The following is a 16,109-nucleotide window of genomic DNA, read 5'->3' on the forward strand; positions in this document are numbered from 1 at the left end:
AGAATGACTATCGGTTCGACAGGTGCGAGTAACTACCGACGTATTCGTCGTGACAGGGGTCTCTCCCGGCGCTCTTCGATCTCGAATCCCTCCGGTCCGCTCGAACGGATACCAAACGACCGGCAGCCACCAATCACGTCCGATCGCGGGGTAGCGTCAGCGTGATGGTGTTTCCCGTCTCGGACCGGTCGAACGTGATATTGCCGTCCGAGAGGTCGACGACCCAGTAGACGAGCCACAGCCCCAGTCCGGACGTGTGATAGACGTCGTCCATCTTCCAGTCGCCGGTGAGAATGCGAAACTCGACTTCCGGGATCGGCGGGCAGTTATCCCGAATCGCGACGGAGATCGTTTCCGGGTGCGAACGGACGGTTACCGACAGTTCCGGCTCGCCGTGGGGTTCGTGTCGAACCGCGTTCTCGAGGAGTTCCGCCACGGCTAACTCGATTTCGGTCACTGCGCGGGCGATCGCGGTGTCCGGAGATGTCGTCTCGATCGTCGCGTTCGGATGCCGGTCGCGTATCGTTTCGATTGACTCGGTTACGACCGGGACGAGGTCGACCGAGGCGGGCGCCGATCCCTCCGTCAGCAACTCGATGATCTCGCGTTGCTTGGCGGCGGTATCGAGGAGTTCCTGCCCCTGTCGACGGATGATCGCGGCGTGTTCGCGGGACGGGTCGTCCCCGTCCCTCGCGATGCACTCGGCGTTGCCGAGCATCACGGACAGATCGTTTCGTAAGTTGTGTCGAAGGAGATTGTCCATGATCACTAGCTGGCGTTCCCGGCGACGACGATCGGTGATATCCCGGGAGAATCCGACGATGCGGTCGACCTCTCCGTCTTCGATAATCGGTTCGGAACGCACCCAGACCCAGCGACTGTAGTCTGCGGTCGGATTGACGCGATACTCGATGTCGACCGATTCGCCGTCTGACACGCGCCTCATCGTCTCCGTGACCCGGGAAACGTCGTCAGGGTGGACGACCTCAAGAAACTCACGGGGGTTTGCCTCGAGATCCTCGACCGGTTGGCCGAAGACCGCTTCGTAGGCCGGGTTGACGAACAGGAGCTCGGTCCAATCACTGTTGAACATCCAGAGGACGTCCCCGACCGTCCCGGCGATCGTCTGCAGTCGACTCTCGGCAGTGCGGCGATCGTGCTCCGCTGCGACCTGTCGGGAGATATCCCGCGAGCTGACGACGTACCCCTCGAGCGTGTCGTCGGGTAGATCCGTAAACCGGCTCTCGAGCCACACCCATTCGCCGCTTCGGGTCGCGTGACGATATCGGACCGACGCGGATGACTTCCCCGCCCCACCGATCTGCTGGAACTTGTCCGCGACGGGTTGTCGATCGTCCGGATGAATGTATTCCTGGGAGCTCTCGCCGACGAGCTGATCCGGCTCGTACCCGAGGATGGAGCGGCTCGCCTCGTTGACGTAAAGGTACGTCCCCACCTCGTCGACGACGGCGAGTTTGTCCTGGGCGTTCTCGAGCAAAATCGAGGCCAGATCGCCGATTTCGACGGTCATCTCACTATTGTGTCATTCGTTCACGTAGGATGATGAAAAGCGTGGTGGGCGCGACGCCGACCGGGCGCCTCGCTCTATCGACCCGACCGGACGAGTCGAAGGCCCGCTTTCGCCGTCGTCCAGGCCGGATACACGGCGTTGTAGACGCTGTTCGGCGCGTTTCGCGCGCCTGCCCAGAGGAGTCGGTGGACCAGCGGCGAGCCGGACGACGATATCAGGTCGGCCAGATCCGCGGTTTCGAGCCACTCGAAGAAGCGTCGCTCGGCCGGCGTCGCGGGTTCGGTCTCGCTGGCACGCTCGCGGATGTCGGCCCACATGTGGCGCTCGTCCTGCCCGAGCACCCACTCGCCGCGCTCGAGGGAGCGACGGAGGTCCCGGTAGTCCGCGTCCGAGAACGGATAGCCGTGGTTCGACGGCTCGAGGCCGGACAGGCGAAGGCCGACCGCCGTCCGATAACACTTCTCGCATTCCCCGCAGTTACCGTCCATGCGGTCGTTACAGGTCTGGAGTTGCAGGTCGGGATCCTCGTCGCGAACGTAGTCGGCGATACTGTCGAGGCGTTCCTGCCGGGTGAGTTCGTAGGCGTCGTGGTGACACCGCGTCCCGGCCCACCGGACGTGCTCGTCGACGTCGGGGCGAGAACCCCACTCGAGGTCGATTCCGTCCCAGTGAGTCGCTGCGACGTAGAGGTCCTCCATTCCGCGCGCGTAGGCCATCGGCGCACAGAGGCCGAGCAGTCCCAGCCCGTGACCCACGGAGCTGTACCAGCCGCCGTCGACGTAGCGCTTGTAGTGGGCCAACAGCATGGGATGATCGAGGAAGGAGAGCATGTTCGACTCGACGAACGCCGTCTCGCAGTCGCGGTCGGCGGCGAACTCCGAGACGCGCTCGCGGAGGGTGTCCCACTTCCCGTCGTCGGCGGCGTCCGGGGTGATCGTCCAGCCGCGAACGCTGATCAGCGTCGGCGACTCCTCGCGGTGGCGGACGTACGAGCACGTCGAGTCGACGCCGCCGGTGAACAGCAGGCCGCTCTCGCCGGTCGCGTCCGGCTCCGGTTCGATGGTTCGGCGCGCGTAGAGCGTTCCTCCCTCGAGGAAGTCGTGCATGTCACACAGCGACGCCTTCACGTCCTCGAGTGCGCGGGCGAACGTCGCGTCGACCTCGTCGACGTAGACGTCGGCTCCGTTGGCCCACGCGACCGGACAGACCTGCGCGAGGACGGGGATCGCGAGCACGCCTTCGGGAACGTCCCCGATCGGAACGTCGTAGCTGGTCCGAAACGGTTCGTCGGTGAAAAACCGCTCGAGGTCGGCCGAGCTGCGGACCGAGCACTCGAGGGTCGCCTCGCGAGTTGAGAGTTCGTCGATGATGATGGATGACATAGTGAGAGCGAGTTCGGGTGTCGTCTCGACCGATCACGACCGCCTACAAAAACCGGCGTAATCGTTGATCGATTCCGACGCGAGAAATCAATGCGTAGCTGACCGTTCGGATTCGATAGGGATAGCATACTTCGGATGTAGGCCTCACAACGGCTGTTTTCGAAGGTAGGAAGCCTATAACAAACCCCGACAGTGCCGACCACTGGCCCAACACATGCGTATCGAGACTGGTCCGGCCGAACTCGGTGAGAGGGCATGAGACGATCGACGCTCAACGTGACGGTCGCGATCGGCTTTCTCGCGGTCGCGATAGGGATCCTCGTGGCGAGGGCGAATCCCGCGACCGCCTACGAGCCGTCGGTCTACGCGGGCGCTCCGACGATCACCTGGTTCGGGTTCGCACTCGCGCTCGCGATCGCGGTCGGAGCAACCCTGTCCTGTCGCGGCGGTCAGCAGGGACTCGGAATCGGCCTCGGGGGACTGACGGTCACGGCCATCGTGAGCCTCCCGATACTCAGAAACTATCGGTTCGCCGGAATGGGCGACGCACTCACGCACCTCGGGTGGACGCGCGACATCGTCACCGGCGGAACCGCGCCGCACGAACTCTTCTATCCGGGACTCCACGCTATCGCGACGGTCCTGCACTTCGCCGGCGGTGTCTCGATCGAACGCGGACTCCTACTCGGGATGGTCATCCTCTTCGTCCCCTTCGTCGTCTTCGTCCCGCTCGTCGTCCGCGATATGACCGGCGACGGGCTGGCGGTCGGCCTCGCCGCGATCGTCTCCTGGATGGTGCTGCCGATCAACAACATCGCGACGCACATGGGCGTCCACACTAACTCGAATGCGCTGTTCCTCGTTCCGCCCGTGCTCTTCGCGATCGTCGCGTACCTCCACCGGCGCTCGACTCTCGAGCGGCTCCCGCTCGACGTGTCGCCGTTCAGCGTCCTCGTCTTTCTCACCGGCCTCGCGCTCTTGCTGGTGCATCCCCAGCAGATGTTCAACGTCGTCGTTCTCATCGGCGCGATCAGCGGCGTCCAGTACCTCGCCAGCCGGCGCTACGACGAGCACCCGATGCTCGAGCACCCGACGACCCACGTCCACACGCTCTCCCTCGGGGCCCTCTTCGGGCTCTGGGCGCTCGGCAACGAGCGGTTCAGGCAGGCCGTCGGCGGCCTCGTCACCGGGTTACTCGCACAGGATATCGGCGGCGGCACCGAAGTCGACCAGCGGGGAACGTCGCTGACCGAGATCGGCGGCAGCCTCACCGAGTTGTTCGTCAAGATGTTCCTCGATTCGGCGATCATCGGCCTCGTCGTCGGCTGTTTCATCCTGGTCGTCTGGCTCGGCCGGACGAGCCTCGACGGGGAGACCAGATCCCTCGTTAACTACTTCGCGTTCGCACTGTTCCCGCTCTCCGCGATGTTTCTCATCTACTTCCTCGGGACGCCGACGATGGCGTTCCGGCAGATGGGGTTCATCTACGTGCTCCTGACGATTCTGGCCGGTATCGCCCTCGCACAGCTCGTGGGTGGCCTCTCGAGCGTGATCACGAGACCGGGCGCGAACGCGGTCACGGCGCTGGTACTCGGGGCGTGTCTCGTCCTCGGGCTCATGACGGTGTTCACGTCGCCGCTGATCTACAACCCGGGCCAGCACGTGACCGACGAAATGATGAGCGGCTACGAGGACGGGTTCGATCACGGGGCCGAGGACGTTCCCTACGCAGGGATGGGGTACGACCCTTATCGATACGACCACGGCATCAACGGAATTTCCGGCGGCGACACCATCAGCGGCGCGTCGGCCGCGACCGGCTCCGTCAACGCAACCGTGTTTTCGGAGGGGAACTACAGCGGGGCCTATCCCACCGACGAGTACTACTTCGTCGTCACCGACTGGGACGAGTCGAGGGAACTCGACGTCTACCGCGAACTCAACTACGACAGGAGTGCGCTCGAAGGACTCGACACCGAACCGGGCGCGAACAAGGTCATCTCGAACGACGATTTCGAGATGTACGCGATCGATAGTGCGCCATAGGGGTCCCTCGTCGCCCGATGCGAGTGCGTTTCTTCGGAGAGAGCGAACCGATACGTCGAGCGATGAAGTCGCCTCCCGTGCTCGGCATCGAATCGCCGCTCTCGTACCGTCGCGGTCGATCACGGTCCCTTCGGAGGAATGTCCGACTCGGCCGGGTCGTCCGACTCGAGATTAGGATAGATGATACGCGTGCGTTGGGCAGCGCCCCGACGCGCACTCGAGGGGCAAGTCGTCCGCCGAGTCTGGTATCGATGTCTTACTGGCGACCGCGGTGGTTCGACGCGTTCGTCGATCGTGCGGACGGAGTGACTGACGGGCGACGGTGGCCGTCGGTCGGCGTTCCGGCCGGTAATAGGGTATTACGACCGAGGAAACGGACTCCTGTCCGAATGAAACGGCGTCACCACCGAAGAAACGATGCGGGAAGCAACTCGTCGAATTCAGGTCGGAGTACCCCGGACACCGAAGAATTCTCTCGTTTCTCGAGAAAAGCCGTGATTGCACGCCGCAGTTACAGCGCGTGATCATTCGTATGTTCGAGAACGAAGATGCATAGATTGTGCTAGTTTCTACAAAGTTAGAAACTATGTCTGTAAATTTAAGCCATAGTGACAAGGAAAAGTTTATGGGCGTAAGATGGTGTTACGAAAATGTATGGCGCAGAATCCCCGTACGTCCGAAACGGAATCCGCTCCGACGACAGGCCGAAATTCCGGATTAACCCGCCGCAACTACGTTCGTTCGCTCGCCGCGGTGGCGACCGCGACGACCGCACTCGGCGGTGCCGGTGCAGCCTCGGCCCAGGACGACTACGAGGTCATCGAAGCCGAGGGACAGACGATCACCATCGACGCCGGTGAGACCTGGGAGAACAAGCTCATCGACATGACGACCGGACAGGACATCATCGTCACGGCCCACAGCAGCGACTGGACGATCCGAAACATCGGGTTCAAAGGCAAGAACACCTCCGGCACCGGCTCCGCCACCTTCGGTATCTCCGACACCGCCGGCGGGACCTGTACCGTCGAGAACGTCTACCTCGGCGACGGCTCGAGCACGGGTAACGGCAACCCGAACGGGCACGGCCAGACCGCCTTCTGGGTCGCTCCCGACCACTCCGGTCACATCGACTTCAAAAACGTCAACATCCAGAACTTCGCGGACAACGCGATCTACGCCTCCGCCCCCGGCAACAAGGGCGGCGGGACGATCCACATCGACAGCAGCTTCGCCGCGAACTGTTACGTTTCGCACTTCCGGCTGGCCACTGCGGGCAGCAAGGTAACGAACTCCAGCGTCTACGTCGACAGCAGTGAAGGCTACGTCGGCCGCGGTATCTGGGCGTGGGCTCCCGGCACGATCGAGGTCGACAACTGCCAGATCGAGATGAACGGCCAGAATTCCGCCATCGTCGCCGGTGCAAACGGAAGTCCCACCGAAGTCTCCGTGACGAACTCCGACTACGACGACAAAGCGGGCATCTCCGAAGAAGCGGGCTCGAGCGTCCAACTCGGTGACAGCGTCGGGACCGAACCCGAGGCAGTCATCCCGGACGGCGTCCCGACCTCCCCCGAAGACGCCGCATCGGGCGCTTCAAACTGAATCCGCCGCTGACGCGACCCTCCCCCCACGAATTCCGTCCCCGCTGACGCATCCCTCCACACGATCCGTTCCCTACTGACGCACCTTCCCTCCACAGTGCGGATCGGTGCTGTCCACTCCCGCGATCCGCGCTGGCACACTCTCGCCTTTTTTGACTTCTCGTTCGATACCCGTCACGGACTCGAGCCGTCGCTCCAATAACGGGTATGGGAGTCACCGAAACGATTTCACGCTGATCGCACAACCCGCGGTTCTCGATCACAGTGCGGGTTCTCGCTCGCGGTGTTCGCTCACGGCTCGCTTCGCTCACCGTTCGCGTCCCCGCGGTTCTCGCTCACTACGTTCGCTCCGAACCGCGCTACTCTCGTGCGTGCAGGTGTGCAGTGACTTTCAGCGACTGTTCTGGTCCGTTTCGTCCGGATTCGAGGTACCTGTTGCTCGAAGGGCAAAGCTGCGGAGATGATCGCTTCTTCCGGGTGTATTCGGAGTATCGTCTTCGGAGTAATATCGTATTACCAGCGAAAGCCCCCCGGAATCAACCGGTTTTCGGCGCCCGTTCCCTGGTAATACGATTATACCCATAGAAAAGCGGGAATTTCCCAGACATATAATTCCGACATTAAAAGCCACTCAAACTTTTACCAATAGTACAGATAATAGGTAAAGTCTGTAAATTTTAAGTGCAGAAATGCGGAAAGTTTATGCCGGTAGTATCTAATTACCTGATTGCATGGCACGCGACCCTTCGGTTTTGGACGACGAGTCGTCCGCTTCCACCGACGCGGAGGCGACCAACGACGGCAGTAAAAACGTATTACTACACCGGCGATCGTACATGAAGCTGGCCGGTACGACGACGGCGGCCGCGACGCTAACTGGAGCAGCGAGCGCCGTCGAAGACGACTACGAGGTCGTCGAGGCGCGCGGACAGACGGTGACGGTCAACCGCGGCGAAACATACGAGAACAAACTGATCGACCTCACGACCGGAGAGAGTTTTCTGATAATGGTCAATGGAGCCGACTCGGCGGTTCGAAATATCGGTTTCAAAGGTCTCTACCGCGGCGACTCGTTCATGATCTCGATCAACGCCGGGCAGGGAGACATCCTCTTCGAGAATATTTACCTGGGCGACGGCGCGACGAAGGAAGGCGCGAGCTTCGTTCACGGCCCCGGTGCCGTGTTCATGCACCGAGACAGCGAAGCGGATCTCACCTTCCGCAACTGCAACGTCCAGGGATACCCGAACAACGGCTTTTACTGTTCCAACACGCCGTACGGCGGCAGCGTCCGATTCGAACGCTGTTTCGGCAAGAACAACGGCGTCGCCACCTTCCGATGCGGGAGCGAGGACGACGAGATCGTCGACTGCGTCGCCTACAACGACGATACGGACTACGGGCGCGGCTACGGCGGCTACGGCGAGACCAACGGTCGCCCCGTCTGGGTCTGGAACGGCGGCACCGTGACCGTCCGCAACTCGCACTTCGCCGACGGTCCCTACCCGTACTCGCTCGTGGCCGGCGCGAACGGTTCCGCGGGCAGCGTCGACTTCCGGAGCGGCGGCTATCGCGGACAGATTCGGGAGGCGAACGGTTCCACGGTCTCCATCGGCAGCGACGTCTCGAGGGAGCCCGATCTCTCCATCCCCGACGGTGTCCCGACGACGCCCGAGGAAGCCGCATCGGGCACCGAATCCGCTGGCTCGAGCCGCGGAGCCAGCGACGAGGCGACGAGCGACGAGGAGAGCCCGCAACTGCCGAACGTCCTCCTCGTCGACGGCGATCCGTCGGATGCGACCAGATACGAGTTCACAGTCGACGGTGCGATCGAACACGCCAACTACGAGGGAGCCACGATCGACGACGAGGACACCATCGACGGCGCTACCGTGCAGGGCAGCGTGGCCGACTGGAAGGACGCCTTCCGGTTCGACGGCGACCTCGCGGAACTCACCGTCGACGGCCCCGGAACGGTGCTCGTCAACGACGAGGCGGTCGATCCGGCCGACTTCGGGCGACAGCTTCCACACGTCCTCGAGGTCGCGGGACAGGGGACGCCGACGAGCTACGAGATCACGGTCGACGGATCGATCGAACTCGCGACGGACGCGCAGCCGGAAACGGACGCGACGACGGTCTCGGGGTCGACGGTTCAGAGTTCGCTCACCGACGAAACCCAGTCCTTCCGATTCTCGGGTGCGCTGACGGACCTCACCTTTAGCGACGGCGCGGCGGACGTGATGGTCGACGGCGAATCGATCGATCCGAGCGAATACGGGGAGCACGAACTGCTTCCACACGCCCTCGTGATCGACGGCGTCGACGCCGACGGGCCGAGCACGTACTCCCTCGAGATCGACGGCGCGGTCGTCAAGTCGGAGTACCGGAACGCTTCGATCGACGACGAAGACGTGATCGAGGGGCGAGCCGTTCGCGGCGCCGTCGGCAACTGGCTCGACGCCTACTGGTTCGACGGCGACGTCACCGACTTCCAACTCCGTGGTGACGCGAGCGTCGACGTCCAGTACAACGCGCGCGATCACTAATATAGAAGCTCGATTTTTCCGTTTCTCTCGCCGTTGCTCGAGTGGGAGGCTCGAGCACGCCGAGCGATCCGGCCGCGGCTCGGAGTTCCACGCCGCGAAACCCCACAGCAGACGCGCAGCGGTATAGATAGGCGGGTTGTACTGTCGGTACGAGCGTAATAACAAACCAGTTGATACGCGTCTACTGGCGCATGCACATCGGGTTCTATCACGACGCTGCGGGAACGCGACACGCCGGGGGGATCGCCGTCTACACGCAGCGGATGGCGGTCGAACTCAGCGAGACGAACGACGTGACGCTGTATACCAGACGCGGTGATTTCTCCCCCGTGTTGCTCGAGTCGGACGTGCGGATCGTCGAGACCCCGTCGTTCGACGACCATCCCTCCCGGGTGATCGATTCGATCAATCCCCTCGGTACCCAGAACCGCAAGAAGTTCCTGATGACGCTGTGGGCGGCCCGTAACGACGTCATCGATCAGATGAACGAACGGCTCGACGTGCTCTGTACATCCCAGTTTCTGGACGACCTGCTCCTCTCGAACCTCGTCGACGTGCCGACCGTCTACACGTTTCACAAGGCCTCGACCGTCACCCCGGCGGCCTGGCTTCGCGACCGGTTTTCCCAAACGGATCTGCTGCTGGCCAACTCGCCGGATACCGCCCGGCGGCTCACCGAGACGTTCGGCTACGACTTCGAGGGCGTCGTCCCGCCCGGCATCGATCCCGAGGAGTTTCGGCCCGGTGTCGAGCCCGCCTTCGAGAGCGACGACCCAGCAATCTTGTTCGTCGGCCGACTCATCGAATCGAAGGGGATCGACGACCTGCTCGAGGCGGTCGCGGCCCTCGACGGACGGCAGGAACTCCACTTCGTCGGACGGGGCGAGCGCACCCGGATTCGGGATCGGGCCGCGGCGCTCGGGATCGACGACGACGTGATCTGCCACGGTGAGGTCACCCATCCCGACCTCCCGGCGTACCACGCCGGAGCCGACGTGTTCTGTCTCCCGAGCCACCAGGAGAGTTTCGGAATGGCGAACCTGGAAGCCATGGCCTGTGGCCTCCCGGTCGTCACCACCGATCTCGAGGGAATCACGACCTACCTGTCCAACGGGGAGAACGGCCTGCTGGCCCGCACCGGCGATCCCCAGGATCTCGCGGACAAGTTGACGATGCTCGTGGAATCCCCGTCGCTCCGGTCGCGCCTCGGTGCGCAGGCTCGCAAAGACGCGGACGCGTTTCGCTGGACCGCCCAAGCCGAGCGCTTCGAGCGAATCTGTCGCACCGCGCTCGAGTCGACCGAGGGGATCGATCGCCCGTCGAGCGAGCCGATCCGGGCGGACACGGTCTGAACTCGGCGGACGGTCGCGACCGCTGTCGCGAACGCGATCACGCACAGGACACAGGGTCCGAACGCGATCGCTCGAGGAACGGTTCCGTCAGAAAAACCGGTCGAGACCGGTCAGTCGCTTCGGGCGTTGTACTGGACGTCGACGCTCGCGTTGCCGCGGAGTCGGAAGTCCGCGATGTCGCCGTCGAACCAGTAGGCGTCCAGTTCGTCGTCGACGCTGCCGGTGACGGATCGGCCGTCGATCTCGTCGCCGGGGTCGACCGACGCGTCGCGGTAGCTCGCGGTGACGACCTCGCCGTCGATAGCGAAGGAGTAGCTCGTCTCGCCGTCGGTGCCGGCGCCGTCGATCACGATGGCGTTGGGGAGCAGTTCCTGCTCGCCGTACTGATCGGGGTCGATTCGCCGGTCGTCGAGGTAGACGTGTGCCGAGCCGTCGATGAAGGTAACGTCGGTGAGCGTCCCGGAGAATCGGAAGCGCTGAGCGCCGCGTTCGATCGATCCCTCGACCGTGGTCCCGGAGGATACCGTCGCGTGGTCCTCCGAATCGTCGCCGGCGACCGTCTCGATCGTGCCGTCGACCGTGATCTCGTAGTTTGCGGACGACCCGTTGCCGACCAGCGTCAGCACGTGTGGCTGCTCCTGGCCGTAGTCGGCCGGGTCGATCTGCTCGCCGTTGACCAGGACGCGGGCATCGCCGTCGACGGTGAGCTCCTCGAGATCGCCGCCGAACCTGAAGCCGTCGCGCCAGCCGGCGACGCCGCCCGTGACGTGACCGCCGTCGATGGCGTCCTCGTCGTCGATCGTGGCTCCCTCGACGGTCGCCTTTTCGACGGCCCCCGAGACCGCAAATTCGTAACTCGTTCCGCTCGCGGTGCCGATCCCGTCGACCAGCAGCGTGTTCTCGAGGCTGGGTTCGTCGCCGTTGTACTGATCGGGGTCGATCACCTCGCCGTTGACCTCGACGCGGGCCGAGCCCTGTCGGAACGCGACCTCGTGGAGGTCGCCGACGAAGCGGAACCCGTCGACGTGGGCCGACGTCGTCACCCAGCCTGACGCGCTCGTGCCGTCGATCTCGTCGTGAACCTCGAGCGAGCCGGCGTTCGGATCGGCGACGAGTTCGTCGGTGGTCTCGATGTAGTACTCCGTCGCGTCACCGGTCCCGGTGACCGTCAGAGTGTTCTCGGGGAGATCCTCGTCCGCATCACTCACGTCGTTCGAGGGCGGACTCGACGAACCACCGCCGCTGCCGCCGCTCGCTGCTTCCTCGCCGCTTTCCGGACAGCCGTCGGGAACGAAGTGTTGCGGGTTCGAGCCGTCGCCGCGGCCGTCGTCGGTGTGGACGTTATCGAGCGTCAGGTTCGGACTCCCGTTCGTCACGACCGAGCCGCCCGTGCCGTTCGTGATGAAGTGGGAGTTGCGGACGGTCGCGCCGCCGCCGTAGTTGCCTTCCCAGACCCAGATGTTGCGGTTCGCCGCGCGCGTCCCGCTCTTGTAGCTCACGCAGTCCTCGATGGACATGCCACAGTCACCGATTCGGAAGGCGGTGTGATGGCAGTCGTTGCCGTAACAGCCCTCGAGTGCGATCGTCCCGCCGTCGCCGTTGTAGGCGGGCGCGGAGCCGTAGATACCGTTATTTCCGGGAACGTTGAAATTGACGTTCGTCACGTCCAGGTGTCCCGAGTGGTCGGGGTCGACCCAGATGCAGATCGAGCGCTCGCTACTCGGCTGTTCGCCGGTCGACTCGCCGAAGTAGACGTTCTCAATCACCGACGTTCCGGAGCCGGAATCGCAGACTCCGAAAATGGTCTCGTTGTAGGGAATAGTGCCCGTAAAGCCGATGTTCCGGATCGTCCAGTTCGATCCCTTGGCGGCGATCGTGATGTTGTTTCGATCGCCGAAGTCGATGAGTTTGTTCTCCCAGGTCTCGCCCGAGTCGATCCTGATCGACTGGCCGCGCGCCTCGATGACCTCGTAGTCACCGTCGGCCGCGCTCGCCGCAGTCGTCCCGACGCCCGCTGCGACGGCCGTCGCGCTGGCTAACTTCAGGTACGATCGTCGGTCGAGTATACTGTGTTCGTTCTGTTCGTCGTCACTAACTGTCGGTTCGGCGGGACCGTCTGTGTCCCGTACCGGTTCGTCGCGTGCCATGCGATCTGTGAGAGAACACTACCCGACCATAAACTTTCCTGCCTCAATATCAGTAAGATTTTGTGATTTTAATTATATCATCGCAGATTTTTTCTCTAATTACGCAATTCGATCACGGTTTTTTATATTGAAAACCAGACGGCTGCGGCGGGGTGATGTATTTACTCATCAACATCTAATATTGTATAAAGATAGTAGCGGTATCGGAACTGTCAGAAGCGGGGAAACGAACGCGTACACCAGAATTGTGACCTGACGACTCACCTGTCGAACAGGTAAACGAGACAGTCAGCCGAAGACGACATCCCGCCGCGACTCGAGGACGCTCTCCGTGGAGTGGATATCGTCGATAAACGAGGTGAGCGCGAAGAGGCGGTAGACCGACAGCCGATCGTGGTCCGCGTACGCGTCGAGGAACGCGTGGAGTTCGTCGGTCGAGAGCACGTCGTCGACGGCCTCGCACTGTTCGATCTGCGTTCGAATGCAGTCGACCGTGCTCGGTCTCAGTTGGGACTCCGTGTCGAGACCGTTGAGCGATTTGACGATCGGGCGCACGACGTCGAACGCCCGTGGATACCGCGACAGCAGGTCGTCGACGAACGCCGCGGCTTCGTGGCGAGTCGAGGCGACGGGGACGCCGTAATCGGGGTGAGTCAACGCCGCGGCGGCGGGCGCGAGTTCCGTGAGGAACGAGCGATAGAGGTTGTAGCGGGCCTTCTGCTCGGGCGGGCAGTTCATCGCGTACCGGAAGAAATCGATCGAGTAGAACGGGGTCGTGCTCCAGAAGAAGAACCGATTCCGGTCCTCTCCCTCGAACAGGAAGTTGACGCCGCGCTCGTAGACGAGGAAGTGGACGTACTTCGCGTCGGGATCGGTCTCGGGGTACAGTCGAAGCCGATCACGAACGCTCCGGCGAATCGCGTCCACGGAGAGCCCCGTGATCTGAGCCACCTGCTCGAGCGAGAGAAAGCAGTTCTCCGCGATGACGTGGTCGACCAGCGCCGATTCGTCGTCGATCGGCGTCGCGGGAGTGAGATCGGGAAGTACCTTGTCCCCGCCGTCGCCGGTAACGTAGGTCAGGCCGGCGTCGTACTCCGCCCGAAGCTGTCGGAAGAAGTCGAGGATGAACGAAGTCAGGAGACCGATCTGTCCGTTTTTCGTCTTGATAATCCGGTCCAGATCCGACCCGTCGGGCGGCCCGACATCGTAGCGCTGCCAGTCGATATCGAACTCGTCGGCCAGCTCTCGAGCGAGTTCGACGTCGGACGGCGGCACGAACTCGTCGGAGGCCATCGTCGCCGCAGTCGTCGGGATCCCTTCGGCGTGGTACCCGGCCAGCACGGACCGCGAGTCGAGCCCCCCGCTCAGCGAGATCACGTCGCGAGTGCCGTCGCCCGACCGCTGGCGGCAGGCCCGTTCGAACCGATCGACTAGTTCGGCGGCGTTTCGCGAGCGGCTCCGATCCGCGTAGGCCGGCTCGCCGAAGTCGAACCGGTGGAGCGTCGTCTCCGTGATCGCGCCGCGCTCCGGATCGACGGTGAGTTTCGTCCCGGGACGCAGCCGGTTCGCCCCGTCGATCAGCGTCCGGTCGCCCAGCGAGTAGCCGAAGAGGAGACAGTGAGCGGCGCCCATCGGATCGAACCCCTCGATCGGCGCCTCGTTGATGAGATAGCGCAGTTCCCGCGAGAACAGAAACGTCTCCCCGTCGTGGAAGTAGTACGTCGGCAGCCGAGCGAGCGGATCGTTGAGCAAGCCGAGCCGGTCGCTTCCCTTGTCGGCGGCGACGAGCAGGAACTCGCCGTCGGTCTCGAGCACCCATTCGGTCAGGAACTCGTCGTCGCCGTCGGCCGCGAGGACGTGCGCCGCGACCTCGAGGAGTTCGCGTTCGAGCGTCTCGTCGTCGCGGTCGTAGATCCGGCCCTCGAGACAGACCCAGTACTCGTCGTTCTCGACGATTCGGATCGGATACTCGGGATACGCCGTCGTCCCGACCGAACGAGACGCCGATTCGAAGACCACGTCGGCCTCGTACCGATCCGTGTGAACGAGCGGCTCGAGCGATCTGGCGAACGTTCCGTCGTCCGCATCCGGCGTTCGCCCAGTGATGCCAACCATGTGAGGAAACGTGAGAGTCAGCGGCATAGTAATGGCCGCGTTTATGACCGCCAGATCGTGGCTACCGAAAGCGGTAATCGGCTGCGGTCGACCCGAAGCGCGAGTTCTGTTCGATCGCCTGCCGTCCCGGGCGATCGCCTGCGGGGCAACCGACTCGAGACGGTATCGTAGCCACTGAAACACGAAATTTGCGCACCGGCCAAGCCGTTCGCGTTAGAAGGCTCCCGCGCCGAGAACAGCTGCTGGCACGCGACTGTTCCGGTACTGGATGACGGTCGTCGGGAGCCAGTTGAATGTACGGAAGCGGGTAATAAAAAGCCTTCTTAGCGGCCGACGGGAGACCGCCATGAGAGAGCGGATTGATCCCGTCGTCCATCCGCGTGCGGCGAGCGCGATCACGGGGAGAGATGGTGACGAGTACGGCGACGAACACGGACCCCGACCGGACGAACGGATCGGCGTCCGATCGGCAGAGGATCGGCGTCCAATCGGCAGGAGATCAACGAACGCGTCGCTCGAGGAGCGAGGTCCCAACGCGAACTCGTTGCAGCCACGGACGGGACCGCCGCCGCGTGGACGTGGGGTTACTCAATACGAGAGAGCTTTCCGTCGACGTTGCGTTCGTGATGACGGTTCCGGACGACGTGAGCGGTCGAGAGACAGAAGAAGGCGGCGACGACGAGGCCGGCGAGGACGGTCATCGGCACGGCCGACAGGAGCGGGACCCCCAGGAACGCCGCACCGATGAGGGACGCGCCGGTCACGCTAAGCCCGGCGTACCACCGATCCCACCGATCCTGTCGATGGGTATCCGTATCGAGGTACATCATCAACAGGTCGGCGTTGTCCGCGAGCGAGATCAACCCCCGATCCTGGTCGTACTCGACGATACCCGCGTCGTCCATCTTCGGCAGATGGGTCTGATAGAGGGCGACGTAGACTCGTTTTCGCTGGTCGGAGCTGAGGGCGTTGATATCGGTGTCGTTCTCCCAGGCGGCGATCTGTTCCGCGAGTTCGCCGAGCGTCACCGTTTCGTCGGCGTCCAGAAGGTACGCGAGGACTTCTCGCCGACGGCGGTTCTTTAACAGCTCGAAAATGACGTCCTTCGAGAGCCGCTCGTCCGTCTCGTCGGTGACCGAGGCGATCTCGTCCGGAAGTGAGGTATCTACCGACGACATTATCGCGATCCTCCGATCGTAGCGACCCCATTCGCGTTCGTTGTCCCCAGTACCCGGCAGGAAAAGCCACCGGAGCATCGGCTCGACGGTGACCGCTGTACGTTCGAACGGCGGGTCCAAATCACGTTTGACACACCAAGTTGAACACCAACAGAGATACTCTTAAAAACGGCCACGTTTCGCACCGGCTGCAAAGGACGTACGG

At 63.1% G+C, this 16,109-nt stretch carries 9 protein-coding genes; 4 read left to right on the top strand and 5 right to left on the bottom strand.

What is annotated here, in order from left to right; translation table 11 throughout:
* Positions 1-133: 133 nt before the first annotated feature.
* Positions 134-1,531 (bottom strand): PAS domain-containing sensor histidine kinase, encoded by a 1,398-nt coding sequence (locus LDH74_RS09695; protein WP_226042296.1) that lies wholly within the window; start codon positions 1,529-1,531, stop codon positions 134-136.
* 74 nt (positions 1,532-1,605) lie between these two features.
* Positions 1,606-2,913, bottom strand: a complete 1,308-nt coding sequence (locus LDH74_RS09700; protein ID WP_226042297.1) for a hypothetical protein — start codon at positions 2,911-2,913, stop codon at positions 1,606-1,608.
* A 255-nt stretch (positions 2,914-3,168) separates the two neighbouring features.
* Between LDH74_RS09700 and LDH74_RS09705 the strand changes: the two genes are divergently transcribed.
* The 4 genes from LDH74_RS09705 to LDH74_RS09720 all read left to right on the top strand — a co-directional run bounded on the left by LDH74_RS09705 (position 3,169) and on the right by LDH74_RS09720 (position 10,464).
* Positions 3,169-4,959, top strand: a complete 1,791-nt coding sequence (locus LDH74_RS09705; RefSeq protein WP_226042298.1) for a hypothetical protein — start codon at positions 3,169-3,171, stop codon at positions 4,957-4,959.
* 654 nt (positions 4,960-5,613) lie between these two features.
* Positions 5,614-6,564, top strand: a complete 951-nt coding sequence (locus LDH74_RS09710) for a hypothetical protein (RefSeq protein WP_226042299.1) — start codon at positions 5,614-5,616, stop codon at positions 6,562-6,564.
* A gap of 730 nt (positions 6,565-7,294) precedes the next feature.
* Positions 7,295-9,112: a hypothetical protein gene (locus LDH74_RS09715; RefSeq protein WP_226042300.1), complete on the top strand. Its 1,818-nt coding sequence runs from the start codon at positions 7,295-7,297 to the stop codon at positions 9,110-9,112.
* A 191-nt stretch (positions 9,113-9,303) separates the two neighbouring features.
* Positions 9,304-10,464, top strand: a complete 1,161-nt coding sequence (locus LDH74_RS09720; RefSeq protein ID WP_226042301.1) for a glycosyltransferase family 4 protein — start codon at positions 9,304-9,306, stop codon at positions 10,462-10,464.
* Between the two features lie 110 nt (positions 10,465-10,574).
* Here LDH74_RS09720 and LDH74_RS09725 read toward each other — a convergent pair whose 3' ends face one another.
* From LDH74_RS09725 to LDH74_RS09735, 3 genes are all read right to left on the bottom strand, one after another.
* Positions 10,575-12,611, bottom strand: a complete 2,037-nt coding sequence (locus LDH74_RS09725; protein ID WP_226042302.1) for a right-handed parallel beta-helix repeat-containing protein — start codon at positions 12,609-12,611, stop codon at positions 10,575-10,577.
* 288 nt (positions 12,612-12,899) lie between these two features.
* Positions 12,900-14,726: an asparagine synthase-related protein gene (locus LDH74_RS09730; RefSeq protein WP_226042303.1), complete on the bottom strand. Its 1,827-nt coding sequence runs from the start codon at positions 14,724-14,726 to the stop codon at positions 12,900-12,902.
* Positions 14,727-15,310: 584 nt separating this feature from the next.
* Positions 15,311-15,904: an ArsR family transcriptional regulator gene (locus tag LDH74_RS09735; protein WP_226042304.1), complete on the bottom strand. Its 594-nt coding sequence runs from the start codon at positions 15,902-15,904 to the stop codon at positions 15,311-15,313.
* Between the last annotated feature and the right edge of the window lie 205 nt (positions 15,905-16,109).

This window comes from Natrinema sp. DC36 (assembly GCF_020405225.1).
GTDB lineage: Archaea > Halobacteriota > Halobacteria > Halobacteriales > Natrialbaceae > Natrinema.

Bases quoted from the DNA above. Each gene is read 5' to 3' on its own strand.
- LDH74_RS09695 (WP_226042296.1), bottom strand. From the start codon at position 1,531: ATGACCGTCGAAATCGGCGATCTGGCCTCGATTTTGCTCGAGAACGCC.
- LDH74_RS09700 (WP_226042297.1), bottom strand. From the start codon at position 2,913: ATGTCATCCATCATCATCGACGAACTCTCAACTCGCGAGGCGACCCTC.
- LDH74_RS09705 (WP_226042298.1), top strand. From the start codon at position 3,169: ATGAGACGATCGACGCTCAACGTGACGGTCGCGATCGGCTTTCTCGCG.
- LDH74_RS09710 (WP_226042299.1), top strand. From the start codon at position 5,614: ATGGCGCAGAATCCCCGTACGTCCGAAACGGAATCCGCTCCGACGACA.
- LDH74_RS09715 (WP_226042300.1), top strand. From the start codon at position 7,295: ATGGCACGCGACCCTTCGGTTTTGGACGACGAGTCGTCCGCTTCCACC.
- LDH74_RS09720 (WP_226042301.1), top strand. From the start codon at position 9,304: ATGCACATCGGGTTCTATCACGACGCTGCGGGAACGCGACACGCCGGG.
- LDH74_RS09725 (WP_226042302.1), bottom strand. From the start codon at position 12,611: ATGGCACGCGACGAACCGGTACGGGACACAGACGGTCCCGCCGAACCG.
- LDH74_RS09730 (WP_226042303.1), bottom strand. From the start codon at position 14,726: ATGGTTGGCATCACTGGGCGAACGCCGGATGCGGACGACGGAACGTTC.
- LDH74_RS09735 (WP_226042304.1), bottom strand. From the start codon at position 15,904: ATGTCGTCGGTAGATACCTCACTTCCGGACGAGATCGCCTCGGTCACC.